Consider the following 25,966-nt stretch of genomic DNA (forward strand, 5'->3'; position numbering starts at 1 on the left):
TGACCATGAGGGCCATGACAGAATCCGCAGAGCCCGCAGAAGCCGCAGAACCCGCAGCCGTGTCCGCCGCGCCCGCCGCCGCAGGGCCCGACCGCGGCCCCGATCTCAGCGCCCCCGCCCCGGGCGACGGCATCCCCGCCCCGGGCCACAGCGACCCGGACGCCTCTGCCCCGGACAACGGCGATTCCGGCCTCCCCGACCCGGGCGCCACCGCCCCCGTGAGTCTCGACTTCGGGGCCGTCGTGCGCACCTTCGAGGCCGTCTCGGCGGTTCTGCCCGAGACCCCCGCCTGGTCCTACCCCCTGCTCAGCGCGGCGGCCGGAGTCGAGGTCGTCGTCAAGCACGAGAACATCCAGCCGACCGGGGCCTTCAAGGTGCGCGGCGGGGTGGCGCTCATGGCCTCGCTCGACGAGGAGGAGCGGCGCCGCGGCGTGGTCACCGCCTCCACCGGCAACCACGCCCAGTCCCTGGCCTGGGCGGGGGCGCGCAGCGGGGCGCCCGTCACCGTCGTCGTGCCGGTGAGCGCCCCGGCCCGCAAGGTGGCGGCGGTTCGGGCCCTGGGCGCCCGCGTCGTCGTCGAGGGCGACACGATGTGCGACTCGCTCGCCCACGCGGGCCGCCTCGCCGCCGCGGAGGGCATGCGCCTGGTGTCGCCGGGCGACGAGCCGGCGATCGTCCTCGGGCACGCCACCGCGTACCTGGAGCTCTTCCGCCGCCACCGGGACCTGAGGACCGTCTACGTCCCGGTCGGATCCGGCTCGGGGGCGGCGGGGGCCTGCCTCGTACGCGACGCCCTGGCCCCGCGGTGCCGGATCGTCGGTGTCCAGTCCGCCGCCGCGCCCGCCTCCCACGACGCCTGGCGGGCCGGCCTGCCGGTGAGCGTCCCGAGCCGCACGCGCGTGGCGGGCCTGGCGGTCGGAGCGAGCTTCGCACTCACCCAGTCGATCCTGCGCCGCGCTCTGGACGACTTCATCCTGGTCGGCGACGACGACATCCTGGATGCCGTGCGGCTCATGTCGATCCACGCCCACACCCTGGCCGAGGGCGCCGGCGCCACGGGGCTGGCCGGTCTCATGGCCGATTCCGCGCGTTCCACGCGCGGCGGCCCCTGCGCCGTCGTGTGCACCGGCGGCAATGCCGACGACGACGAGCTCGCCGCGCTCGGGTCGCCATCATCCCGGATTCGTGGAACGGGGCGCACGGCCCTCGCCGGGTCCCCGGCCCGCCAGCCCGTTGATGATCCCCGCCAGCTCGTCGGCCCGCGCGTACAGGGCGCAGTGGCCGCTGTCGAGCCGCAGCCGACGGGTGCCGGCGGGAAGCAGCCCGGCGTAGCGCCGCTGCGACGAGGGGCGGATCATCCGGTCACGGCGGGTGTGGACGTATGTCACGTCGAGGCCGTCCGCGAGCCGGTAGTCGACCGGGGTGCCGAGAACGGCCCCGGACTCCGGGACGAGCCGCGAGAGGATCCGTTCCCGATCGGCGCGTGACAGGCCGCTGCAGAGCATGTACCGGGCTATCGCGCTCGGGAGGACGAGCTCGTCCTCCCCGATGCCCAGTACGCGGCGCAACAGCGCGAGCGGCCCGGGCAGCAGGTCCCAGTAGCACTGCCCGGGCCGCGGGACGACTGCGGCGATCAGCACGATGCCGCCAACCCGTTCCGGTGCCCGGCCGGCCGCGGCGAGCACCGAGATACCTCCCAGGGAGTGCCCCACGATGAGGGACCTCCCCGCGGGTGCGGTGGCCGAGATCACGGTATCGACCCAGCCGTCCAGGGTGACCGGCCCCGACCCCTCCGGACGGCCCGGAAGATCGACGGCGACGACGTCGCCGGCGAGCCGGGGGACGACCCGCTCCCAGCACCAGGATCCGTGCATGCCGCCGTGCACGAGCACGATCCTGTCGATCCCGTCGCCCCTGCCAGCGGATCCACCGCCCCCGGCGGCGCTCGTGGAGGCGGGCATCAGGCGGTCCCGACGTCGGTGAGCAGGGGCAGCACCGAGAATCCCATGTGCAGCGGAACCGCGGGGCGCGCGACCAGTCCGGCGTCGCCCGCCAAACGGGCGTACTCGACCTCGGCGCGCTCCCGTCCCTCGGTCATGACGAACATGTGCAGATCGAAGAGCAGGGCCAGCGCATCGCCCGCCGTCGCCGCGCCGCCGTCGCGAATCATCCGCTCCACCACCAGAATCCTTCCGTCGTGCGCCGCCGCCGAGCCGATGTCGCGCAGCAGCGCGGTGCAAGACGCATCGCTCCAATTGTGCAGCACCCGGGACAGGACGTAAACGTCGGCCCCGACCGGTACGCAGGTGCGGAAGTCGCCGCCCACGACCTCCGCCCGGTCCCCGAGGCCCTTGCGCACCAGCGCGTCAGCGGCCTGGGCGGCGACATCCGGACGCTCCACGAGCACACCGCGGGCCTCCGGTTCGGCGGCCAGGATCTCAGCGAGCATCCTGCCGTCGCCACCGCCCAGGTCCACCACGAGGCGGGGCGAGTCCAGGTGGACCGCGTCGGCGAGCACCGCCCCGTGAGGAGCGCCGGCGCCGATCGCCTCGACATACCTGGACGCCTCCTGCGGGTGCGTCGCGAGATAGTCGAAGACGGAGACGCCGAAGGCGACCCTGAAAGGCGTCGCGCCCTCGCGCAGCCCCGTCTCGAGCTCCCGCCACGCCGCATCGAAGTAGTCCTCCTCGTACAGGTCGACGAGCGGTCTCAGCGACGACGGGTGCGAGGAGGTCAGCACCGCCCCGGCCTCGGTCAGCCGGTACTCCCCGCCGCCCGGCACCGCGCTGACGAGGTCCAGGCCGGCGAGGAGCCGGAGCAGCCTGCTCAGGGCGGTCTCGTGCAGGCCCAGCCGGACAGCCAGCTCCGGAACCCCGGCCGCGCCCTCGGCGATCGCGTCGAAGGCCCCCAGGCGGGCCGCCGAGGAGACGATACGGGCCCTCCAGCCCCCGGTCAGCAGCTCCAGGACTCGATCACTCATCGTCGCCCCTCCCGCCGACCGCGACGGACAGCGCCGCCTTGTCGATCTTCCCGAGCGCGGTCACCGGAAGGCTGTCGAGGATCTCGCACGCATCGGGCATCTTGTACGCTGCCAGTCCGCGCTCGGTGAGGAAGGCCCTGAGCTCGTTCACCCCGGGGGCCCGCCCGCTCGGGACGACGCAGACGCAGCAGCGCTCCCCCAGGACGGTGTCGGGGACGCCGACGACCGCCGCCTGCCTGATGCGGGGGTGAGCCATCACGTGGCTCTCCACCTCCTGGGCGGAGATCTTCTCCCCGCCCCGGTTGATCTGGTCCTTGACGCGCCCCGCGAACTCCACGAAACCGCCCGGCAGCAGGCGGACGAGGTCACCGGTGCGGTAATAGCCGTCGCGAGTGAAGGATCGCCGATCGTGCTCCGGCGCCCGGTAGTAGCTCCGGATCGTGTACGGGCCCCGGGCCAGCATCTCCCCGACCTCGGCCTCCGGCACGTCGTGATCGTCCGCGTCGACCACCCGGATCTCGTCCCCGGGGGAGACGGGCCTCCCCTGGCTGCGGATCCGCATCTCCTCGGGATCATCATCGCGAACGAATCCGATGAGACCCTCGGCCATGCCGAACATCTGCTGGAGACGCGCCCCCAGGACGGGTTCCACCTGTCGAGCGAGCTCGGGATCGAGCTTGCTGCCGCCGATCGCCACCCGGCGAAGAGAGGACAGATCGGCCCGGGTCCAGGGCGCCTCGTCCATCCACAGGAGCGCCGTGCCCGGAACGAGCCCGGTGTCGGTGACCCGTTCTCGTTCCACCAGCTCGAAGCAGTCGACCGGATCCGGTGTCTCCGCCAGCACGAGGGTGCCGCCCGCGTGGAACGTCGCCAGCATCCCGTGCGTCAGAGGCCAGTTGTGGCCTATGGCCAGGCTGACCAGCGTCACCGTCGTCGACTCGTAGGGGATGGCCTCGGCCATCGCACGGCCGCTGTAGGACCAGTCGTCATGGGTGCGCGGCACCAGTTTCGGCTGCCCGGTGGTGCCGCCGGAGAGCAGGAGCAGAGCGAGGTCGCCGGGCCGCGCCCTCTCGACCACTCCGATCCGCTCGCCGGGCGCGGGCGGCGCGGTGCTGAGGCGACGGTGATGCCCCGGATCCCCGACGACCAGCGCCGTGCGGAGGGAGGGCACCGTCTCCAGCATCTCGTCGGCCAGGCCCCGATGGTCGAAGCCATCCACGACGTCCGCGCACAGGTACGCGGTGGCGTCGGTCGTCCTGCAGAAGTGCTCGACCTCCGACCGCCGGTGCGCGGCGAGCGCGATGACCGGGCGAGCACCGAGCCGGAAGAGCCCGAAGAGGATCGCGACGAAGGCCGCGCTGTTGGGCAACTGCAGCACCACGGCGTCACCGTGCCGGATCCCCGCCTCCTCGAGTCGGGCGGCCACGACGTCCGCCCGCAGGTCGAGCTCGCGATAGGTCCACCTGTCGTCGCCGGAGACGACCGCCGTGTGGTCGGGGGCGCGAGTCGCCCATCCGCGCAGCTCCTCGCCGAGCGTCCGGCCCGCCCACCACCCGACCTCGCGGTAGTGGCGCGCGACGTCGTCGGGCCATCCGACGAAGTCCGGTGTCGAGCGCACGACGGCGGCCCGGGCCGGGTCATCTGGGATCATGAGAGGGCACCTTTCGTAGGGTTCGCATAAGGATCGAAGGAGACGGGGCCTGTGGCCGGCCGGAGCCGGCGACGGGAGGGCGCGGGACCAGTGCGGAGGACTAGCCCAGCGCGGCGAGCGCTCGACCGATGTGCGCGAGCGCGGCGTCGCGGTCGGCGTCCAGGTAGAAGTGGTCACCGGGCAGGACGACGACCCGTGCGGGGCCGGCCGTGCAGGACTCCCATCCCCGCGCCTCGGCCGCGGAGACCTCGGGATCCTCCTCGCCGAGCATGACCAGCAGCGGGCAGCGGAGTCGTGGGTGCGGACGCGGCAGGTAGGTCTCGATGACCTGGTAGTCCGCACGGATGGTCGGCAGCAGCACGCTCATCAGCTCTCGTGAGCCGAGGGCCTCGGTGTTGGCCGGGTTGAGACGGACCAGGTCCGCCAGCAGCTCCCGGTCGCTGCTCCGGTGGAGGTGGCCCGGCCGGTGGAGGGACGGCGGCCTGCTGCCGGAGAGGATGACCAAATCGGGCGGGCAACCGCGCTCCTGGAGCTCAACGGCCACCTCGTAGCCGAGCATCGCGCCCATGCTGTGACCGAACAGCGCGAGCCCACGGTCTCTCCATCCGCAGCCGGCGAGCGCATCCGCAAGAGGCATCGCCAACTGCTCCATGCGCGACAGGGGCGCCTCGGCGAAGCGATCCTCCCTCCCGGGGTACTGGGCCGCGTGCACCTCGACGCTCCCGGCCAGGGGCGACGACCAACGCAGATACCCGTTGGCCGAGCCGCCGGCGTGGGGCAGGCAGACGAGCCGCACCGGAGCCCCCGGACGCGGATCCCGACATCGCAGCCAGCGGCTCCACGGCGCCTCGGCTCCGCTCGCACCGCTCATGCCGCCCGTGCTACTCGCATCGCTCATGCCGTCGCCTCCCCGGCGGGGGGCCGTCCCGCCCCCGCCCTCCGCAGCGCGAACACGCGCTGCCCTATGGCGCCCAGGGGGTGGGACGCGGGCGGCAGGTCGAGGACCGGGGACATGTCGGGCAGGCGATCGAAGGCGGCCCTCCACTGGTCGTGGGAGAGGAAGGTCGAATCCGTCATTCGGCGGTCATCGGCCGCGGTCGTCATCAGGAACGCCTGAGTCATCGAGATCCACTGCACCTCCCGGGTCGGCTCGGAGATCAGGAGCCAGCCGCCCGGGACGAGGCGCCGGCCCAGAAGCCTCAACGAGTGGTCGGTATCGCGGGCGTTGTTGAGAACGCCCCCCGCGAGGACCACATCGAACGTCTCGCCCGCGATCCCCTGGTCATCGGGACCGTCGATGTCGAAGACCGCCACTCTCACCCCGGCCGGTCCGAAGCGCCTCCGAGCCGCCTCGAGGAACGACGGGCCGAGATCCGTGAACAGGTAGTCGACAGGATGCCCTTCCAGGGCGGCCAGAGCCCCCTCGGTGGTGGCGCCGGTGCCCGCCCCGACCTCGAGGACGCGCAGCGGCCTGTCGGCGGGCAGCGCCCGCACGAGCGCGGCGAGGGCTCCGGCGATGGCGGCCACCTGGTACTGGACGACGGGGGACTCCCGGTAGATGGCGGCAGCAGTGCCGAGACCGCCTCCGGGGAACAGTAGGGACACGGCGGATACCGTGCCGCGCATGAGTCCGGGCAGGAGACCCGCATTGGCCCGGATGTACTCCAGCGTCAGTGAGCCGGCCCCCGGGGGAGGCTGCGGATCCGACTCCGCCCGGGGCCCGAAGATCCGGCACCACGACCGATCGACCGCGTCCCAGGCCTCTGCGACGTCCGCATCGTCCACCGCACGGGATGCCCGCAGCACGTCCCCGTCGCGGACGAGGAGCCCGTCCTCGGTCAGGGCGGCGACCCATCGCTCGATAAGACCGCGGTGCTCGGGGGTGACGGCGGCCAGCACCGCGTGAAAGGACGTCCCGGAGGGCGTGACGCCCAGTGAGTGCAGCATCGTCAGGAGCGCCGCTCCGTCGAGGTCCTCGTCGAATCCGAGCACCGCGCTCGTATCGATCCCGCTCACGGCCTCCTCCGCCGCGCGCTCGGCCGCCTCCGCCACATGGCGCGGATCGATGTCGGGCATCGGCTCCGGCGCGACGGGAGCGCGCTCGACGGGGACGCCCAGAGCGGCCTCGACATCCTCGGGCACGACCGCGGCATCGGTGCACACGATGCCGCGCAACGCGGACAGGTCGGTCAGAGGCAGAGCCGGCTCGACGGCCAGCGCGCGCACCAGCGCACCGGGGAGCTCGGCCCTGACCACGGCGAGACGCTCGAGCTCGGCGAGAACCTTGGCCGGGCGGGTGCCCGGCAGGGGCCGGTACGTCGTGATCGGTCGACTGTCATTCACAGCGCTGCTCCTAGAACGAGGTGCTGCCCGCTCGCATCCAGCGGGCCGTCGGGATCGGGCAGGTCGAAGACGAGCGCGAAGCCCGCGCCGACCAGTTCGCGCCGCCAGGCGCGACGGTCGAGGAACACCTCGTCGGCGCTCCTCTCGCCGTCGGCGGGCGACAGCAGGAAGGCCATCGAGGTGAGCACGGCGTGGGAGTCACGAGTCGATTCCACGACGGCCAGGACGCCGCCCGGGCGCAGGAGACGACGGATGCGCCGAAGGGTCCGGCCCACGTGCTCCGCGTTGTGAAGGACGTTGGCCGCCACGACCACGTCCGTTCCCCCCGGCTCGAGGCCCTCCCCCTGATCCACCAGGTCGGCGTTGATGTCCAGCAGACCGAAACGCAGTCCCGGCCTCGACAGCCGATCCCGGGCGGCCGAGACGAACGCCGGGGAGACGTCGGTGAAGAGGTAGTCCGGACGGCCCGCCCCGACCCCCCTCCCGTCCAGGGCGCGGAGCACGGCCCGCGTGCAGATGCCGCCGCCGGCTCCCAGCTCCACGATCCTCAGGGGCCGGTCGGCCGGAACGGCCCGGCCGACGGCGTCCGCCAGGGCGGCGTTCAGATAGCGGGAGACGACGTTGTCCTGGTATGCGGTGAGCGCCGGGACGATGTCGTGGTGGGCGAACAGGATCTCCTCGATCCTCGTCTCATCGCGGATCAACTCGCCCAGGCGACCGGCGATCTCCGTGTGCAGCCGGGTCATCAACGGGTTGAACCCCAGGAGATTGTAGGCCTCGGCGAGGCTCCTCTCCCCGGGGTCGTCGGGCGCCGCCCCCGGGGAGAGGACCCCCTCGCCGTCCTCCAGGACCCGACTGCGAATGAGGGCGGCCAGCCAGCGGCGCACGAGCCAGGCATGTCGCCTGGACGCCCCCAGCCTGTCGATGACCTCGGCGGCGGAGCGCGCCGGGAGCACCGGTCGCAGTAGACGGGCCATCGCCGCCCGGCTGTATGAGTCGGCGACGGCGGTGGCCTCCCTCAGCCGACCGATCCGCCGGGGATCCACGGCAGCGGCTCCGGCGGCCTCGGCAGCGGAGCGAGCGAGGTCCGAGAAGGGCAGCCGGAGGGGGACGTCGTCCGAGGGCCGCGCGAGCAGGTCGGCCGCGTGCACTCGACCGGCGGACGGCGGACGGCTCCGTCCGGCCTCCCACGTCCCGGCCGGGCACAGCTCGCGGGCATCCTCCAGCACTCCGCTCAGAAGGATCTCCTGCTGGGAGCGGCTGCGCGAGTCGGCGGGGGACCCGCGAACGGTCAGCTCGCGGAGCAGAGCCCTTCTTCTGTCGTCGGCGAGGGCCGACGCCCGCCCCGTCACCGGGGTCACGGCCTCCGGGCCGTACTCATCCGCGCACCACAGCAGCGGACCGTCCTCGCTGACGAGCACCAGCTCGCCCGCCGACGAGGCCGCTGCGAGTCGCAACGCGCCGCCACCGACTCGCAGCGCGAACCGGGTGCCGCCGGCCGTCCCCTCCAGGACCCCGCTCTCCGCGCGGGAGAGCCGTCGGGGCCTGCCGAAGGCGTCGGTGATGATGTGGAAGGCGGTGTAGATTTCCTCCGCCATGCAGCGGACGCGCACGACGCCGATGCCCTCCCGATCGTTCAGGGTCCTGGCGGCCATGACGAAGTCCTCGACGGAATCGCGTCCGCGGACCGGGTCGACGATCCTCAGCTCCGCGCCGGTGGCCCGCGCCGCTCTGAGCGCCGCTGTGTACTCCGCCCTCCCCACGGGCGGCTGGAGGACGAGGAGGTGCGGAGCCCCATCGGCGCCCCTGATCAGATCGGCCGGATCAGTCGGACCGACCGCGGCCCCGGGGGCCGCCCACGCCGTCTCGGCGGACGGAGTGATCCGGACGCCGGCCTCGGCCAGCCGGGCGGCGGTGCGGGCGGGCAGCCGGCCGAACACCATGATGCGGACGCGCGCGTCCCGGGCGGCGTCGATCTCCTCGCTCACAGCTCGCCCTCCTCGACGATGCTCATCAGGTCGATCGGCCCGTCGACGACGTGAAGCTCGACCCCCGGCACCGCGCTCACCCGTTCGAGGGCCCGGATCGGGTCCAGGACCTCGGCCGCGTAGTGCAGCCCTTCGGGGACCTCGTCCTCGAGTACCGCCAGGACGGCAGCGGCAGCGGCGGCACCGGCGAGGGCGCCCGTCCCGGATCCGCGCAGCATGCCGCTGCGGATCCCCGGGCCCCGCGGCTCGACGCGCTCTCCCCGAACCTCGGCGAGCAGAACCGCCAGCGGCCGCCTGCCCGCCATATCGATCCGGCTGGCGAGGCAGAGCGCCCCGGCGGCTTCCTCTCGCCCCATCGTGTGCAGACGATCGAGCAGGTCGCCGACCTCCCCCTCGATCATCAGCGTGTGCCACTGCCCGTCGACCAGCCGCAGGTCGCCCGCGAGTCGCTCCGACTCCGCCGTCATGATGGGGACGTCGGCGAATCGGGCGCTGGTCCCGGGCACCGCGACCGGCTCGTCCGCACGACGCAGAGCGCGCGATACACGGCGCCCTCTCCGCCACGCCGCCAGCGGCTCGCTCAGACGCCGGGCGGTCCCCTCCAGGTAGTCCTCGGCGGCCGCCCGCGTGAACCGGTCCATGATCGCCGACCAGGCGGTCAGCGACTCCGCCCGTGCGAACGCGGCCGCGAGGTACCTGGGCAGAATCGCAGTCAGACCGGGCTGCATCCCGGCCGACAGCAGGTCGACCCGGCCCTCCGTCGCATCGTCGTCTCCGGACAGACCGGTGAGGACCCCGTGCAACGGCTCGTCGCCGGCGACGTCCACCAGATGCGCGCCCACGTCGCGCGCCGCGAGCGCCACCGGAGCGCCGACCGCACGGGACGGTCCGGCGGCGTTGAGAAGGACCCGGCACCCGTCCGCGAAGTCCCGCAGGGCGCGGGCGTCCGCGATGTCGACGGCGACCGCTGTCCCCGCACCGCCGAGGTCGCCGTCGACGAGCGCCTCGGCACGACGAGGATCACGGCCCCCGACACGCAGGGGCCCCACCCCCGCTTCGTGCAGGGCGCGCACGACGTGCGCGCCGATGTCGCCGTAGCCGCCGAGCACTCCCACCGCGCCGGTCCGGGCCCTCACCTCCGCCCCCTCACGGCGCGACCGAGCAGGTCGGCGACCCTCGTCACGTGGGGCTCCTCGATGCAGGACAGATGATGTCCCTCGATGTCGATCACGGTCAGCTCCCCCAGGCACGTGTCCGTCCAGTAGGGGACCGACAGCCCCTCCATCCCGGGGATGATCCCGAAGGACTGCCGCTGGGAGGCGTGCAGCAGAGTCAGGTCGCCGAGGTAGGGATCCAGCCGGACGACGGAGCCGAGCAGGCTGTGCCGGAACACCTGATACAGCGCGGGCACGAGCTCGGGCTCCACTGGTGCGCCGGCGCGCGCCTCCGACGCCCGCGCGTAGGCGGCGAGCCTCTCCTCCTGGGGAATCGCGGCGCGCTCGCGGAATGCCGCTGCGACGGCGTCCAGCCCCGGGTCTCCCCCCACCCGGGACAGGGCTCCATCGGGGACGTGACCGTCGTTGCGGTCGTGAACCATCATGAAGGCGCGGAAGACATCCGCCGAATCGACTCCCCCGAGTACCACCTCACCGGGATCGAGCTTGAGATTGGGGACGAACACCGCCTCGAGCGCCAGTTCGTCGTCCGTCGAGACGAGAGTCGGCACGCTGTCGATCAGGGTCAGGTCGGCCACCGGGACACCGGACTCCAGCATCCGCCGGGCGACCTCGACGGCCAGCAGTCCCCCCAGCGAGTGACCGATCAGCTGGAACCGCGCGCTCGACCGGGACAGCAGTCGATCGGTGTAGTCGTCGGCCAGCCGGGATATCAGCTCGGCCGGCTCCACTGCGCAGTAGTCGTCCCAGTCGGCCACCGCGATCCCGATGACCGGTCCGAGGCCCTGCTCGACCAGCAGTCCGCCCAGGGCCTGGAAGGTGTCCAGGGTCCCGAGCGCAGCGTGGAATATCACCCGCAGCGGGCCGTCCCCGCCCTCGCCGCCGAACGGGACGAGAAGGGCGTTACTGCCCTCGGCACGCGCACCCGCCCGCGGGTCGGGGACGCGCGCGAGAGCCCCGGCCGTCTCCCGCCGCACGTTCTGCGTGGTCGGTCCGGCGCGCAGCAGGCCCGCGAGAGCCTCCAGCGTCGGCTCATTCAGCATGAGTCGCAGCAGGACGTCGAACTCGAACTCCCCGGCCTCCGGGACCTCCTCGCGAAGGCGGCCGGCGGCCCTGGCGATGATCAGGGAATCCGCTCCGAGCTCGAAGAGGCTCTCCTGACGCCCGATGCGCTCCACGCCCAGCAGTCCGGACCACAACCGGGCGAGGCGGCGCTCCAGCTCATCGGCCGGGCGTCCCGTCCCGGTCTCGGCGACTTGCGCCGGATCCCAGGAGACGAGTGCGCTCCGGTCGACCTTGCCGTTCGCGGTCAGGGGCAGGCGCTCGACGATCTGGAGGCGCTCGGGCACCATGTACGCGGGCAGCTTCTCGCGAAGGTGCGCCAGCAGCGCGTCCGCCCACAACGGCGCGCGGTCCGCTCCGGCCACCGCCACGAGGACGGCCGCGCCGACGCCCTCGGGGACGGCGGGCTCGACGACCACCTCGGAGCCCGCGTCGGTGAGGAGCCGGCGCCAGGCCCCGGGCGATAGCGGCGACCGGCCGGGGACCCCGGCGCCCCCGCCGCTCCCGTCGGCGTCGCCGCCCTCGCCATGCGGCGACGCCGGCTCGGTCAGGATCAGGATCCCCCCGGGCCTCAGCAGCGACAGGGCCCGCCTCGCAGCCGCGGCCGGGTCGTCGCAGAGGCCGAGGGCACCCGTGGAGATCACGATGTCGGCGATCGCGGGACCGTAGCCCTGCTCGCGCAGGTCGCCGGCGATGTCCAGCCGGGCACTGCGCGCGTTGGGGGGCAGGCGGGCCGCGGCCCCCTCCAGGAGGCGCGGTGAGACGTCGGTGAGGAGGTAATCGACGTCGAAGCCGGCCAGGACCGGCAGCACCGCCGCGGCCATCGTTCCCGTGCCGCCACCGATCTCGATGATGCGCACGGGTGACGGCTCGTCGCGGGCGACCTGGTCGGACACCGCGCGGTGGGCCGCCACGGCGACCACCCGATCGAGCCACCGCGCCGTGGCATCGGCATCGGAGCCGTCACGTTCCACGGCGGGGCCGCTCGTCCGCGGGCCGCCGTGCGCCTCGGGCGCCGGGAGCGTCCGCTCCACCGTCCGGGACACCCGGCGCGCGTAGGCCCCGAGCGCCTCGGCGTCGATGCTGCGACGCTCCGGCTCGACGAACCCGAGCAGGATCCGGCTCCCGGTCGCCCCGGTCGCGACGGTGACGGCCGCCGCGCCCACCCCGGGCACCGCGAGCAGTGTCGCCTCGATCTCACCGAGCTCGACCCTATGGCCCCTGACCTTGACCTGGGAGTCCCGACGTCCGAGGAATTCGATCTCGCCACCGGGCAGGTAGCGCCCCACGTCCCCGGTGCGGTAGCACCTCCGCCCGAGGAGTCGCGGGAACCGCTCCGCCGTGAGCCCGGGGTCCTCCAGGTATCCGCGGGCGAGTCCGCTGCCGGTGATGCACAACTCGCCCGCCATCCACACCGGCGCGTCCCTGCCCTCGTCGTCAACGACCCGGAAGGCCTGGTTGGTCAGGGGACGGCCGTACGGCACGGACGCCCAGTCCGCCAGCACCGGATCGTCGATGACATGGTGGATCGACCAGATGGCCGCTTCGGTGGCACCGCCGAGGGAGACCACCGTCGCGCCCCGGGTCAGGTCGCGGACGCGGTCCGGCAGGGTGACCGGGATCCAGTCCCCCGAGAGCAGCACCAGCCGCAGCGTCGTCGGGGCTCCCGACTCGCGCGCGCCGTGCCCGCAGTACTCGACGAGCATCTGCATCTGGGCGGGGACGCTGTTCCACACCGTCACCCGGTGCTCGGTGATCAGGGTCGCCCAGTGCGACGGGTCGGACCGACGACCGGCCTCGGGCAGCACCAGCGTCCCGCCGGCCGACAGCGGGCCGAAGATATCGAAGACGGACAGGTCGAAGCCGAGCTGGGCCAGCCCGAGAACCCTGTCCGCGGGCCCCATCGCGAACCGCGCGTTGATGTCGGCCACGGTGTTCCAGGCCGCTGCGTGCGTGATCATGACGCCCTTGGGAACACCGCTGGAGCCGGAGGTGAAGATGATGTAGGCGAGCTCGGCCGGATCGGTGCGGCATGAGTCCTCCACGACCTCCTGGAGCCCCGGGACCCTGTCCGGTCGGGACACGACCAGTCGGATCGCCGCATCGACCCCTGGATCGACCCACTCCTGGGTGAGCACCGCCGAGGCGCGGGCCGCCGCCATCATGTGCCGCCTGCGAGGCGCGGGCGAGGTGGTGTCGATCGGCAGGTAGGTTCCCCCCATCAGGAGGACGCCGAGAACGGCGGCCACCTGCTCGGCCCCCTTGTCCATGATGACGGCGACGCGGTCGCCCCGCCCGACGCCGGCGCACCGTAGCTGCTCGGCGACCGCCCCGGCCCAACCGAGTAGGTCGGCGTAGGTCATCTCGCCCGCGGAGGTGATCACCGCCGGCGCTCCGGGCGCGCGGCGCGCCTGATCCAGGACCGCCGCGTGCAGAGGCCGCGCCTCGATGGGAGCGCTCGTCCTGTTGGCCTCCGCCCTCTCCGCGCGCTGCCAGGTCGGAAGCGGGACCAGCTCGGCCGAGGAGACCCGCCCGGCCCAGATCTCCTCCTCCACCAGACGCGACAGCAGATCGAGCAGGGCGTCGGCCAGGTCGGGGACGAGTCCATCGGGCAGGGCGCCCACGCGGGTGTCGAGGTCGATGCGCAGTCCCTCCTCGTCGTCCGCGACCTGGCAGTCCAGAGCCACCTGCGGCGTCTGGGTCAGTCCCTCCCCCTGCCGTCCGGAGGTCGCTGAGGCGGGCGGTCCCGCACCGATGCCACTGGTGAACACCACCGGCATCCTGGCGGCCTCCCTGCCCCGCCTGCGGGCGACCTCCCTGAGAACCTCGACACCGGAGCACAGGCGGTGGTTCAGGTCCTCCGCCAGCTGGGCCTGGACGGCCGCCGCGTACTCGGCGAAGGAGGACCGGCCCGGGCGCTCGACGGCGAGCAGGCTCACCGAGGTGAAGTCCCCGACGACCAGACCGACGTCCGGGTGGAGATCCAGACGGTTGAGCAGGGTGAGGTCGAGGGTGAAGCGCGAGTTCCCGCTCCACCTCTGCAGGACCACGGCGTAGGCCGACAGCACTGCCGCAGTGGGGGTGAGGCCGTTGCGTCCGGCCGCCTCGCACAGCACCCGCCACTGGGCACGGGGAAGTCGCCGGTGGTGGCGGGCGAACCGCGCCTCGCCGCCGTCCCGATCCAGGTAGCCCAGGTCGGGGGCGGACGGCAGATCGTCCACCCGCCCGAACCAGTAGTCGCGGTCCCGTTGGTGGCGCGCACCGTCGCGGAGCTCGCGCTCGGCCAGCACGTAGTCGCGGAAGGTGATCGCCGGAGTCGGCAGCTCGGCCGCCGGATCGGCGACCAGCGTCTCCAGCTCGTGCATGAGCAGCGCCGCGCTGCTCCAGTCCGCGATGAGGGAGTCGAACGAGACGTGCAGGATGTCCTCGTCATCGGTGCGGGTGATCCGCAACTCGAACAGCGGCCATGCGGCCGGGTCGGCCATGCGATGATCGAGCTCGGCGCGCGTTGCCCCGAGCGCCCGGAGGCGTTCCTCCGGCGATCGGCCGCGCAGGTCATCGACGGCGATCCGGTAGCGCGCGACCTCGGGGAGGACCTGCTGGTGACCATCCGTCGACAGGACGCAGCGCAGCATGTCATGGCGCGCGATGAGCCGATTCCAGGCGTCCTCGGTCCGGCCCGGGTCGAGCGTCGGGTAGTGCACCTCCGAGTAGCTGTGGCAGCCGACCCCGCCGAGCCCGAAGGCGTCGTACCTGCCCAACAGGTAGGCGGACTGGACATCGGTCAGGGGGAAGGGATCGTACCGCGACTGCGGATCCGGGACGGCGGACACCGGGATGGCGGCCTTGCGCAGAGCGGCGATGACGCCGTCGCGATCGGCGCGCAGCGCCTCCTTGCGAGCCTCGGTCAGCGCCCCCCTCGGGGCGCGGAAGCGAATGCGCCCGTTGTCCTCCCACAGCTCGACACCGGCGGCCTCGAGCTCTCGGATCAGGGCGACGCTCTCAGCGCTCTCAGCGCTCTCAGCGCTCTCGGTGGCCTCAGCGGCCTCAGCGGCCTTGGTGGTCTCAGCGCTCTCAGGGGTATCAGGGGTAGGATTCGTGTCACTGGACATGGAGCGGGCTCCTCGAGGGGTTCTGGTGCTCGTGATGGAGGACGCTGCACGGGCCCTCGCCGGGGAGCTCGAGCATCCGGCCGGACCTCGAGGGACGGGAGCAGCGATGAGGGTTGTGGTCGCCGGAACGGCCTTCGGAAGGATCTATCTGGACGCGGTCGCCTCCGATCCCGGACTGACGCTCACGGGCGTGCTCGGGCGGGGGAGCGGCACGACCACCGCGCTGGCCGAACGGTACGGAGTGCCGGTGCTGCACTCCCCGGACGATGTCGGCGACGACGTGGACATCGCATGCGTCGTGATCGGTTCGGCGGTCAATGGCGGTCCCGGGGCGGAGATCGCCGAGGCCCTGCTGCGACGCGGCATCCACGTGCTCCAGGAGCACCCGCTGCATCCCGACGAGATCCGGGGGTGCCTGCGGGCCGCACGCGATGGCGGGGCGGTGCACCACGTGAACACGCTCTATCCCGATCTGGCGCCCGTCAGGACCTTCCTGGACGCCGCCCGTCGGCTGCGGGATCAGCAGCCCGCCCTGTTCGTGGACGCCGCGTGCAGCGTCCAGCTGCTGTACCCGCTGCTCGACGTGATCGGTCGCGCGCTGGGCGCCGCCCGGCCGTGGGCCTTCTCCCCTCCCATGACGCCGCCCCCTGCGGTCGTCGGGAGCATGAGGACGGCGCAACCCTTCCAGATGCTGCACGCCGCTGTCGCCGGCATCCCGGTCAGTCTGCGGGTGCAGAACCAGGTGAGTCCCGCCGACCGGGACAATCACGCACTGCTGACCCACCGGCTCGCGATCGGGTTCGAGGCGGGGGTGCTGACGCTGGCCGACGCCTACGGCCCTGTTCTGTGGAACCCGAGGATGCACGCGCCGAGGGACGGCGACGGAAGGCTGGTCCTCGACGGCCCGCCGGACGATCGGCTGGACGTCGCCAGCACCGAGTTGCTCGGAGCGGAGGAGTGCTCGATATACCGGGAGATCTTCACCGGTATGTGGCCGCAGGCCGTCCGCGAGGCCCTGAGAAGGCTGCGCGAGGAGATCGCCGCCCCCGCCTCCCAGCGCACGACGGCCCAATGGGGCATGGCCGTCTCCCGGATGTGGGCTGATCTCACTGCGGAGCTGGGAACGCCCGAGATCATAAGGCCACGGGATCCGCGGCCCGCCAGTCCCGTGTGAGTCGTCGGAGGCCGTCGAGCCGCGCACGATCCACCCGATGCACCACGGGCCGTCGCCCGTCATGGTCAGGCGCCTCACAACTCCCCCTCCTCGACATCGGCGAGCGGGTGCGCGGCCCCGGTCGCCGTGATGGCGGCGGCGCAGCCGGCGACCGTCGGGCAGGAGAAGAAGGCGCGCAGGGACAGCTCGGCACCGAGGACGCGCTCGACCCGGTCGACCAGACTCGTCGCGGTCAGGGAGTCTCCCCCCAGTGCGAAGAAGTTGGCCGTCCGATCGAGCACCCGGACGCCGAGCAGGTCGGCCCACAGCGCGGCGACCACGGTTTCATGACCTGCGCGGGGCGGCCCGGGGACGTCGGTCACGGCCCTGTCACCCGCGTCATCCGCGTCACCCGTGCCATCCGCGCCCTTCAGCGCCGTCGGCCCCGGGAGCCCCTGATCAGCAGAGCGGACGGCTTCCAGCGGAGCGGACCAGTCGCCATCGGCGCGTGCGCGCACCAGGCGAACGAACATGGCGAACATGGCGTCCAGCACCTCCGGGGCGAACAGCTGCTCGACCGCGTCCCAGCGCAGCGCCAGACGGCCGTCGTCCTCGCCCACCTGGCAGTCGATCCAGACCTGGGGAGTCTGCGACAGGCCCCAGGACTCGGTTCCGAACGGAGGCGCCATCGGCTCGGGTCCGGCGACGCCGAGCATGCTGGTGAAGACCACCGGCATGGACAGCGCCGTGCCCGAGGCGCGTCGAGCGACTTCGCGCAGGACCCAGGCCGCGGACACCTCGCTGTGGTCGAGCGCCTCGGCGACGTCCGTCTGAAGCGCCCGCGCCGCGGAGAGCCTGTCCTCCCCACCACGGTGCGCCGCCAGCAGCAAGGAGGTGAAGTCGCCCAGGACGCGATTGACATGCGGGTGGATATCCCGCCGGTCGAACAGCGTCAACGTGAGCGTCAGCTCGGGCCGGCCGCTCCAGGCGGCGAGGGTCTCGGCGTAGGCCGAGGCCAGCGCGACCGACGGCGTCAGCCCGTGACCGCGGGCGAAGGCCTGGAGGCGGCCCCATTCATCCTCGTCCAGGGCCTCCTGCCGCCGGACGAAGACCGGCTTGTCGACCTCGTCCGGATCCGCGGCCAGGGGCAGTCGCGGCGCCCGCGGGAGCGTCGGCAGACGAGCCTCCCAGTACCGGCGCGCGTCATCCAGCTGGGCCTCCGACGGCCTCATCGCGCTGAGGTAGTCGCGGAAGGTCAGGTCGACCGGTGGCAGCGCGGCGGCCGGGGCGGCGTACAGGGCGTCCAGCTCCGCGCGGAGGATCATGACGCTGAGGGCGTCCAGCAGAATGTTGTCGATGCTCATTCCGACACGGATCCCGCTGTCCATCCGACAGGCCCGCACGTCGAAGACGGGCCATCTGGTCGGGTCGAGCACCTGCGCGGACATCTGCTCCCGCAACTGTGCGGCGTCCTGGACCAGACGGATCTCGAACCGCGGGACCGTGGGGAGCGCGCGCTGCGCCCCGCTGTCGTCGAAAACCGTCCGCAGCGCGTCGTGACGGGCGATCAGCAGATTCCAGGCCTCGGTGAGCCTGCCGAGATCGATGTCCCCATCGAGCTCGGTGTAGAGGTGGCATCCGACCCCGCCCAGGGCAAAGCGATCCGAACGGCCGATGAGGTAGGCGCGCTGGACCTCGGTCGGCGGGAACGGGTCATAACGTCGTTCGGGATCGGCGACGACGATGGGCCGTCCGGCCCCCGTCCCCTCGTCGGTGGTCAGTACCGCGGCGAAGTCCGCGAGCACGGGACGTCGGAAGAGGGAGCTGAGCGTCGCACCGCCATAGCCCAGCCTGCGGAGATCCGCGACGAGCCTGGTGGCGATGAGGGAATCGCCACCGAGAGCGAAGAAGTCATCCCCGCGGGATACGCTCGGGGCGGAGAGCAGCTTCGCCCACAGGGCGGCGACCTCGGACTCGACCGGTCCTCGCGGAGGGGACGACGGGGACGATCCCTCCCGTGCGAACCGGCTCGACGCCCGTTCGGTCAGAGCCGCGCGGTCGATCTTGCCGTTGCCCGTCAGCGGCAGATCATCCACCGCCAGCAGGAGCGCCGGTAACGCGTGGGAGGGCAGGCGCCGGCGTATGTGCTCCGTGAGCCGATCGAGGTCCACCGAGGCCGGGGTGACGAATCCGACGAGCCTACGGCTCGTTCGCTCCCCCGGGGCGACGACCACCGCTGCGCGCACCTGCGGCAGGGTCTCCATCGCGGTCTCGATCTCCCCCATCTCGATGCGATGGCCGCGCACCTTGACTTGGGTGTCCACCCGGCCCAGGAACTCCAGCGTCCCATCCGGCCAGTAGCGCCCGATATCGCCCGTGCGGTACCAGCGACCGCTATCGGTCGTCACGAAACGGGACTTCGTCTGGGCCGGGTCGCCCCGGTAACCGACGGCGACTCCGGCGCCACCGATCCAGAGCTCGCCACTGACCCAGTCGGGGCAGTCGCGGCCGACCTCATCGACGACTCGGTAGCGCTGACCGCGCAGGGGAAGCCCGTACGGTATCGAGGTCCACTCCGGGTCCACCAGACGCCCGGGGAAGATGTTGGACCAGATGGAGGCCTCGGTCGCGCCCCCGAGGACGTAGAGCTCGCAGCCACCGGCGGAGGCCTCATCGAGCCTGGCGGGAAGGTCGGCGGCCGCCCAGTCCCCGGAGACGACGGCGAGTCTCAGGCTCCTGGGCAGGAGGCGATCGGGTCGAGCGGCGAGCAGCATCTCCAGTAGCACCGGCACCGAGTTCCACAGGGTGACCGAGTGCCGCTCGCACAGACGCAGCCAGGACCTGGCATCCCGGCGCTCGTGCTCCTCGACCAGCACGAGCGCGCCGCCGCGACCGAGCATGCCGAAGACGTCGAACACGGACAGGTCGAACTCCAGGGCGGAGACGGCCAGGACCCGGTCATCGGCTCCAACGCGCCAACGGGTGGCGACGTCGTCGATGGTGTTCCAGGCGGCCTCGTGGGCGACCTCCACCCCCTTGGGCTCACCGGTGGACCCGGAGGTGAAGATGACGTAGGCCGGTGAATCGCCCTCCTGCGGAACCGGCTCCGGCAGAGGCCGGGCGAGCAGCGCCCGGCCGAGCTCGAGTGCGGGCTCGGCCTCGAGCAGGGGACTGCTGTCGGCCACGACGGTCAGAACGACACCGGCCCGCTCCAGGATCAGGGCGCGCCTTCGCCGCGGCTGATCGATGCCGATCGGGACGTAGACGGCACCGGCGGCGAGGATGCCGAGGACGGCGATCACCCGGTCGGTGCCGCGAGGCATGGTGACCGCGACGGCATCGCCATTGACGATCCCGGCCGAGCGCAGCGCCCCCGCCACTGTCAGCGCCCGTTCGGCGAGCTCGCCGTAGGAGACCTCGGCATCGCCGCAGATCAGCGCCGTGCGCTGCGGCTCGCTGCGCACCCGCCGGAAGAACTCGCCGTGCACGAGCCCGCCGCGAACCCCATCGCCGGTGGCATTGACCCTCTCGCGGACCGCTCGCTGGTCCGGTGGAAGATCGATCGTGACGGGCTGCGTCCAGTCGAGGGAGGGAAGCCGGGTGAGCAGATCGAGGTAGCTGTCGAACATCGCGTCCAGCACGCCTTGCGGGAACAGCTCCTCGACCGCGTCGAAGGCCAGATGCAGCCCCTCGGGGTACTCGTTGATCTGATGATCGAGCCATACCTGGGGCGTCTGAGTGATCATGAAGCCCGGTCGGCCGAAGGCCCGTCTCACATTGCCGGTGATCAACTCGTTGCCCAGGTTGCAGGCGAACACGACCGAACCGCTCGCCGCCTGTCCGGACCGGGTCAGGTCGCGCAGCACGTCGACCCCGGAGTAGGCGATGTGACCCGCGGCATCCCGGAACTCCCGCTGCAGCGCACGGGCGCGCTCGACGAAGGGGACAGAATCCGTCGTATCGACGGGCAGCAGCATGAGATCGGTGAAGTCGGCGACGAGCCGTGCGACGTCTGGGTGCACGGACTCATCCCGGGCGAACACCGGCAGATTGATCATGAAGCGCTGGTGCCCGCTCCAGCGCCCGAGCACCTCGGCGTACACCGCCGCCAGCGCCATCGCCGGAGTCAGGGACAGCGCGCGGGCGGTCGCGACTATCGCGTCCCATGCGGCCCGGTCGAGCCACGCTTGACGACGGCGGAAACGAGGGCGCTCGATCCGCGTCGGATCGATGGCGAAGGGGAGTTGCGGCGCTCCCGGTAGCTCTGCGAGCCGCGCTCGCCACCACTGGCGATCACGCTCGCGCTCGACGCGCTGGCGCTCCTCGTGCTCAGCCCGGTACCGGGCGAAGGAGTAGGTGAGCGGCTCGGGCGGCCGATCCGGGTTCAGGTAGAGCACGGCCAAGTCGTCCAGCAGGATTCGCAGGCCGATCACGTCAGCAGCGAGGAAGTCCACCTCGATATGAACGCGGGAGGGCCCGTCGGGCAACTGGCTGAGCTGAATGTCGAAGAGCTCGCCCCTCGAGACGTCCAGTCGACGGTGGGACAGGCGCTCCCGCAGCTCGAGGAGCTCGTGCCGACCCTGCACCGCATGGACTCTCACGCCCGGCCAGGCGTCATCCTCGGCGATACGCTGGGTTCCGTCCTCGAGGAAGCGGGCGCGCAGCATACCGTGCCGGGCGACGAGCGCCCGCCCCGCGGCCTCGAGCCGAGCCGGATCGATCCTCTCCTCCGTGTCGAACTCCAGGTAGGCGTGACAACCGACACCACCGAGCACCTGGTCGTCGCTCCGGCCGACCCAGTACGCGTGCTGCATCGGCGTCAGGGGGAAGGGGGCCGACTCGTCCACCGGCGGGCCCTCCACGGGGCGGAGGCCTCCCTCGCCGGGCTCTCCGCCGGCCCCGTCGGAAAGCCCGCCAACGGATCGCGGCACCCCGGCGGAAGGCGCCGGCGGATCATCGGGGCGGGCCGCGTCGATAACCGCCCACCACTGGGCCAGCGTCGTGCACGTGGCGAAGTCGGCGAAACGAATACTGGCGCCCCGCCTGCGCCATCTGCCGACCAGACGCATGGCGCGAATCGAATCCAGACCAAGACCTATGAGATCATCCTCGAGCGACATGCTGCTCGGAGCGATTCCCATCGCCTCAGCAAGATCATCGCGCACCATATCCAGCGATAACGGCGCGGAGGGCGGCACGAGTCGATCGGTCGAGTCGGCCATCATGTTTCTCCTATCGGGTCAGGGACATGTGTTCAGGGGGCTCGGGCCAGGAGAGAGCGGGCCTGCCGGGAGCACGACGGCACGGCCCGGAGATGAAGAGCGATAACGTGCTCCGCACAAGCCCGGTCGGCGACACGGCATCGGCTCGCCGCGGGCGCTCGCTGAAACCGGGACAACACATCGTGCGCACGACACCGGCGATCAGCATCGCTGGAAGCCGAGGAGCAGCGCGACCGCCATTCCGGGACGTCCTGCGCCCCGACTCCGCCTGCCGCGGTCCCGACGGGGGACGCTGCACGAATATAAGACTGATACAGTTCGATAGAGGACGATTACGAACAATTATATGTCGCGAATAGTGCGGCAGAATAGCGGCCGGCGCCGTTCGCAGAACGCAGCACCCCGCAGAATATGAATCAACCGCCGGACACGCAGGAGAACGCGCTCCCCTGCACCAGAATCAGCGAACCACTCTCACACGGAAACCTCCATGAACATGATCACCATCATTTATGTAAGGCCATCCTAATTCTCTTTTCTTCCGAGAGTCAAGCACGTGATCGATCCGTAACCGAACAGCGAATTCCCCCGGCGGATGCGCAGCCTCTGCGCATTCCGTATGACCCCCCGGGCGAGTCCGACGGCGGCGCCGCGCCCCGGGCCCTCCTCCTACCCGGCCTCCCGCTCGGCGCCGCCGTCGAGCCTCCAGCCGACCGCCTTCCTCTTGGCCCGCCAGAATCTCGCGTACCTGCCATCCTGAGCCATCAGGCGAGCATGATCGCCGGACTCGACGATCCGGCCCTCGTCGACGAACAGGATCTGATCGGCGCCCCGGATCGTCTCCAACTGATGGACTATGGCGATCACGGTCCGCCCGCGCGCCAGGGCGGAGAAGGCATCGGTCAGGGCGGCCTCGTTCTCGGCGTCCAGAGCCGCAGTCGCCTCGTCGAGCAGGACGATCGGAGAGTTCTTCAGCAGTGCTCGGGCCACGGACACCCGCTGCCTCTCGCCGCCGGACAGTCTTGCGCCGCCCTCGCCGACCTGCGTATCGAGGCCCTCGGGAAGGCGCTCACCGATCTCGGTCACGCGCGCCAGGGAGATCGCCCTCTCAACCTCCTCGTCGCTCGCGTCAGGGCGCCCCTGCCGCACGTTGTCGCGAATCGACCCCTCGAACAGATAGACGTCCTGGAACACGATCGCCACGCGGTCGATCACGGCATCCGACCCCAGATCCCGCACATCGACCCCACCGAGGCGCACGGCACCGGAGCTGACATCGTAGAAACGGGCCAGTAGCCGCAGAATGGTGGTCTTCCCGGCGCCCGACGGGCCGACGAGGGCCGTCATCGTGCCCGGGCGGGCGCTGAATGACAGGTCCGTGAGAATCTCGGGAGAATCCTCGGTGTAGCGGAAGCCGACGTCGTCGAACTCGACCTCCAGGTCCCGGTCGGCGACGACCGCCGGCCTCTCGGGCTCCGGCAGCGGCACGGTGTCCAGGACCTCCGCGATCCGGGCCAGCGCGTCGTTGGCCCCGCGCAGCGCGTTCGCCAGCTCGGACAGCTCGGTCAACGGATCGACGAACCGCACCGCGGCGATCAGCAGACCGATCGCCACGGCACCCGGCAATGCCGTCGGTTCCGCCCCCAGGGTCACGGAGAGCGTGACCACGACCAGGAGCACGAGCCACAGCTGAACCGCGATGGTGTTGAAGAGCATGCCGGGAATCGTCATCCGGATCCCGCGGTCATGGGTGCGGCTGTACTGCGCGAGCGACTCGTCCAGAGGGGGGTAGGTCCCCACGCCGCGGCCGGAGGACCTCAGCAGAGGCTGGGCGAGGGCGAAGTCGATCACCTGCTCGTTGACGTCCACGGCGTCGCGGTCGAGACGCGCATCGACCCGCGCGGTGACCCGCGGGGCCAGCCATCCGACCAGGACCGCGATCGGGATGAAGGCCGCACCGGCCAGCGAGACCCGCCAGTCCCACCGCAGCAGCCCGATCACAACCGTGAGCGGGCTGACCACAGCGGCGATGATCGGCTCGAGCAGGTGCGAGGTGACCGCGCCCGCGTCCTCGGCGCTCTTGGAGGTCAGCTGCGCGAGCTGACCGGCCCGGGCGCGGTCGAACCAGCCCAGGGGGAGACGCGCGGCGTGGTCCCCGAGACGGTGCTGCAGGGCGCGCATGAGGATCAGGGAGGTGTTGTACCCTTTGCGCGCCTGGAAGAAGAACAGCAGGGCCGACAGGAGCGCGAGGCCCGCCAGGACGGCGACGGCACTCCCGGCCCGCCCCCAGTCCTGGTCGATGGCGGCCTCGACCACCGGGATGACGGCGAGGAAGGACAACCCCTGCGCCACGGCGAAGGCGATCGCCAGGGCCAGGAAGGGCCGGAGCCGAACCCGACCGTGCGTCAGACGGACGATGGTGGAGAACACGCCGGTCATCACTGGGCCCCCTCTTCCGATCCACTGGCCGCCGCCCCGTCATCGGCGCCCGTTCCACCACCCGGATCCGGTGCGTGCTGGGTCTCCCACAGACGGCGGTAGAGACCGCCGGCCGACAGCAGCTCCTCGTGGCGGCCGCTCTCGACGATGCGTCCGCCCTCCAGGACGATGATGCGATCGACGTGCGCGATGGTGGACAGCCGGTGAGCGATGACCAGCACATCACGATCTCGAGCCGCGTGGGCGAGGGCCTGCTGGAGCGCGACCTCGTTCTCCGGGTCCGCGAAGGATGTCGCCTCGTCCAGGACCAGGACGGGTGCATCGTGCAGAAGCACGCGCGCGACCGCGATCCGCTGCCCCTCCCCGCCGGAGAAGGAGGCGTCGCGCCCTATCACCGAGTCGTAGCCGTGCGGCAGGGCCATGATCCGATCATGCACGTTGGCGAGCGCGGCGGCCTCCTCCACCTCGGCCCGAGTGGCGTCGGGACGCCCGAGCCGGATGTTGTCGGCGACGCTCATCGGCACCAGGCCCTTGCCCTGGAGCAGGAACCCGACGGCGTCGTACAGGGCCGACGCATCGGCCTGGCGCACGTCGGTGCCACCGACCACGACCTCTCCGGACGTCGGGTCCCAGAACCGCGGGACGAGGCTGGCGCAGGTGGACTTGCCCGCTCCAGAGGGGCCGACCAGTGCGGTGACCGTTCCCGGCTCGAGCGTCAGATCGACCCGGGACAGGACCTCGGGGCCGTCCTCCCGGTAGCGCATCGACACCTGACGCATCCGCACGCCCCGCCCCTGGATCGCCCTCGGCTCGGCGGGAACGCTCATGGGCCCGATCGACAGGAAGCTCCCGATCCGGTCGGCGGCCTCCCGACTGCTGCGCAGCTTGACCCCGTAGGCCTCCATCTGCGTGAGCGGGACCGCCAGGCCCACGCCGAAGACGAGCCCCGCGGCGAGACCGATGATGTCGGTCCACCCCAGCCTCATGAACAGCAGACCCCCGCATGCCATGACGGCCAGCACGGTCGGCGTCGCGACGATCGCGAGGCCAGCGGCGGAGGCATTGATCATCGGCCCCATCCAACGGCCGAAGAACGTCGCGTAGTCGTCGACCGCCGCGTGGTACTGCGAGGAGGCCCGGCCGACCTGACCGAAGGTCTTGACCACGGCGATTCCGCGCGCGAACTCGACGGTCGCCGTGTTGACTCGCGTCCTGGCCCGGTCGTAGTCGTCGAACTGGGAGACGGCCTTGCCCATCATCGCGCCGAAGGCGACGACGAATCCGAGGACCGGGACCAGGGCGAGCAGCGCCATCGGCCAGGAGTAGAGCAGCAGGGCGACCAGTGCGGCGACCGCCGTCACGATCGTGACCGCCATGTCCCCGACGGCGTGGGCCACGAGGGTGTGCATGGCGGCCACATCATCGGTGATCAGCCTTTTGACCTCGCCCGACGAGCGGGCCTGGGCCTCCCCGATGGGAATGCGGGCCAGTTGACGGCTCAGTCCCATGCGCAGCTCGGAGCCGAATCGGGAGTCGGCGAAGTGGTTGAGCGTCACGCCACCGCCGACGAGCACCATCCGCAGCGCCAAACCGCCGACGGCCACCCACACCCACGTCCATGCGCGCCCCGGCTCCCCTCGAATCGCGAGGACGTCGACGAGCTCGACGATCGCCACCATCGGGAGGAGGCCGACCACGGCCCCCACCGCCTGAAGAGCCGTGCCGACCACGAGCATCCCGCGAACCGGTTGCAGCAGGTCCTTGAGTCCCATTCTCGTACCCTTCGTTCGCTATTCGTCAGGTGTGTATAACCTGTCTTAACGGCCTGTCAATGCCTGTTC

The 25,966-nt window shown here is 71.7% G+C and carries 12 protein-coding genes and 3 pseudogenes; 2 read left to right on the forward strand and 13 right to left on the reverse strand.

The genetic code is table 11. The features are described from left to right. Positions 1-5 precede the first annotated feature (5 nt). A pseudogene (locus G448_RS15825) lies at positions 6-1,202 on the forward strand (threonine ammonia-lyase); the annotation flags it as partial. On the opposite strand, the gene G448_RS19210 reads toward G448_RS15825, so the two are convergent. From G448_RS19210 to G448_RS19225, 10 genes and pseudogenes are all read right to left on the reverse strand, one after another. Beyond that, complete coding sequence (locus G448_RS19210) at positions 1,173-1,961, reverse strand: alpha/beta fold hydrolase (protein ID WP_084436544.1); 789 nt, start codon at positions 1,959-1,961, stop codon at positions 1,173-1,175. The pseudogene G448_RS15825 and the gene G448_RS19210 overlap by 30 nt on opposite strands. Further along, positions 1,961-2,980, reverse strand: coding sequence for a methyltransferase (locus tag G448_RS15830; protein WP_051268792.1), 1,020 nt, complete (start codon positions 2,978-2,980; stop codon positions 1,961-1,963). The genes G448_RS19210 and G448_RS15830 overlap by 1 nt, the downstream gene beginning before the upstream one ends. Continuing rightward, on the reverse strand, positions 2,973-4,631 hold the full coding sequence (locus G448_RS0108465; protein ID WP_051268794.1) for a (2,3-dihydroxybenzoyl)adenylate synthase: 1,659 nt from the start codon (positions 4,629-4,631) through the stop codon (positions 2,973-2,975). The genes G448_RS15830 and G448_RS0108465 overlap by 8 nt, the downstream gene beginning before the upstream one ends. Before the next feature lie 100 nt (positions 4,632-4,731). After that, the gene (locus G448_RS0108470) at positions 4,732-5,529 is read right to left on the reverse strand and encodes a thioesterase II family protein (RefSeq protein WP_084436546.1); all 798 of its coding nucleotides are present in this window, start codon (positions 5,527-5,529) and stop codon (positions 4,732-4,734) included. Next, a complete protein-coding gene (locus G448_RS15835) occupies positions 5,526-6,974 on the reverse strand; it encodes a class I SAM-dependent methyltransferase (protein ID WP_051268799.1) in 1,449 nt (482 codons plus the stop codon). The genes G448_RS0108470 and G448_RS15835 overlap by 4 nt, the downstream gene beginning before the upstream one ends. Beyond that, positions 6,971-8,962: a class I SAM-dependent methyltransferase gene (locus G448_RS17070; RefSeq protein ID WP_051268801.1), complete on the reverse strand. Its 1,992-nt coding sequence runs from the start codon at positions 8,960-8,962 to the stop codon at positions 6,971-6,973. The genes G448_RS15835 and G448_RS17070 overlap by 4 nt, the downstream gene beginning before the upstream one ends. Continuing rightward, positions 8,959-10,098 carry a saccharopine dehydrogenase NADP-binding domain-containing protein gene (locus tag G448_RS0108485; RefSeq protein ID WP_026407637.1) on the reverse strand — a complete coding sequence of 380 codons (1,140 nt, stop codon included), beginning with the start codon at positions 10,096-10,098 and terminating at the stop codon, positions 8,959-8,961. Before G448_RS0108485 ends, G448_RS17070 begins: the two co-directional genes overlap by 4 nt. Then, complete coding sequence (locus G448_RS19215; protein WP_425393645.1) at positions 10,095-12,374, reverse strand: thioesterase domain-containing protein; 2,280 nt, start codon at positions 12,372-12,374, stop codon at positions 10,095-10,097. Before G448_RS19215 ends, G448_RS0108485 begins: the two co-directional genes overlap by 4 nt. Positions 12,375-12,382: 8 nt before the next feature. Beyond that, positions 12,383-13,979 (reverse strand): annotated as a pseudogene (locus tag G448_RS19220) (amino acid adenylation domain-containing protein); the annotation flags it as partial. Positions 13,980-14,054: 75 nt separating this feature from the next. Then, positions 14,055-15,311, reverse strand: a pseudogene (locus G448_RS19225) (condensation domain-containing protein); the annotation flags it as partial. 106 nt (positions 15,312-15,417) lie between these two features. Here G448_RS19225 and G448_RS15845 point away from each other — a divergent pair. Continuing rightward, entirely contained in the window at positions 15,418-16,485 is a 1,068-nt protein-coding gene (locus G448_RS15845) for a Gfo/Idh/MocA family oxidoreductase (RefSeq protein ID WP_034494826.1), read from the forward strand. Positions 16,486-16,559: 74 nt separating this feature from the next. Here the strand turns inward: G448_RS15845 and G448_RS15850 are convergent, their stop codons facing one another. The 3 genes from G448_RS15850 to G448_RS15855 form a co-directional block, all read right to left on the reverse strand. Next, positions 16,560-21,686 (reverse strand): non-ribosomal peptide synthetase, encoded by a 5,127-nt coding sequence (locus tag G448_RS15850; protein WP_169720841.1) that lies wholly within the window; start codon positions 21,684-21,686, stop codon positions 16,560-16,562. Positions 21,687-22,355: 669 nt separating this feature from the next. Beyond that, positions 22,356-24,125 (reverse strand): ABC transporter ATP-binding protein, encoded by a 1,770-nt coding sequence (locus tag G448_RS0108505; RefSeq protein WP_026407639.1) that lies wholly within the window; start codon positions 24,123-24,125, stop codon positions 22,356-22,358. Further along, positions 24,125-25,897 (reverse strand): ABC transporter ATP-binding protein, encoded by a 1,773-nt coding sequence (locus G448_RS15855; RefSeq protein WP_051268806.1) that lies wholly within the window; start codon positions 25,895-25,897, stop codon positions 24,125-24,127. The genes G448_RS0108505 and G448_RS15855 overlap by 1 nt, the downstream gene beginning before the upstream one ends. Positions 25,898-25,966 lie beyond the last annotated feature (69 nt).

The sequence above is a fragment of the Actinomyces gerencseriae DSM 6844 genome (genome assembly GCF_000429265.1).
Classification (GTDB): Bacteria; Actinomycetota; Actinomycetes; order Actinomycetales; family Actinomycetaceae; genus Actinomyces; species Actinomyces gerencseriae.

Excerpts from the sequence above, each read along its gene's own strand:
- G448_RS19210 (WP_084436544.1), bottom strand. The coding sequence starts at position 1,961 with ATGCCCGCCTCCACGAGCGCCGCCGGGGGCGGTGGATCCGCTGGCAGG.
- G448_RS15850 (WP_169720841.1), bottom strand. The coding sequence starts at position 21,686 with ATGGCCGACTCGACCGATCGACTCGTGCCGCCCTCCGCGCCGTTATCG.
- G448_RS15830 (WP_051268792.1), bottom strand. The coding sequence starts at position 2,980 with ATGAGTGATCGAGTCCTGGAGCTGCTGACCGGGGGCTGGAGGGCCCGT.
- G448_RS0108465 (WP_051268794.1), bottom strand. The coding sequence starts at position 4,631 with ATGATCCCAGATGACCCGGCCCGGGCCGCCGTCGTGCGCTCGACACCG.
- G448_RS0108505 (WP_026407639.1), bottom strand. The coding sequence starts at position 24,125 with ATGACCGGCGTGTTCTCCACCATCGTCCGTCTGACGCACGGTCGGGTT.
- G448_RS0108470 (WP_084436546.1), bottom strand. The coding sequence starts at position 5,529 with ATGAGCGATGCGAGTAGCACGGGCGGCATGAGCGGTGCGAGCGGAGCC.
- G448_RS15855 (WP_051268806.1), bottom strand. The coding sequence starts at position 25,897 with ATGGGACTCAAGGACCTGCTGCAACCGGTTCGCGGGATGCTCGTGGTC.
- G448_RS15845 (WP_034494826.1), top strand. The coding sequence starts at position 15,418 with ATGAGGGTTGTGGTCGCCGGAACGGCCTTCGGAAGGATCTATCTGGAC.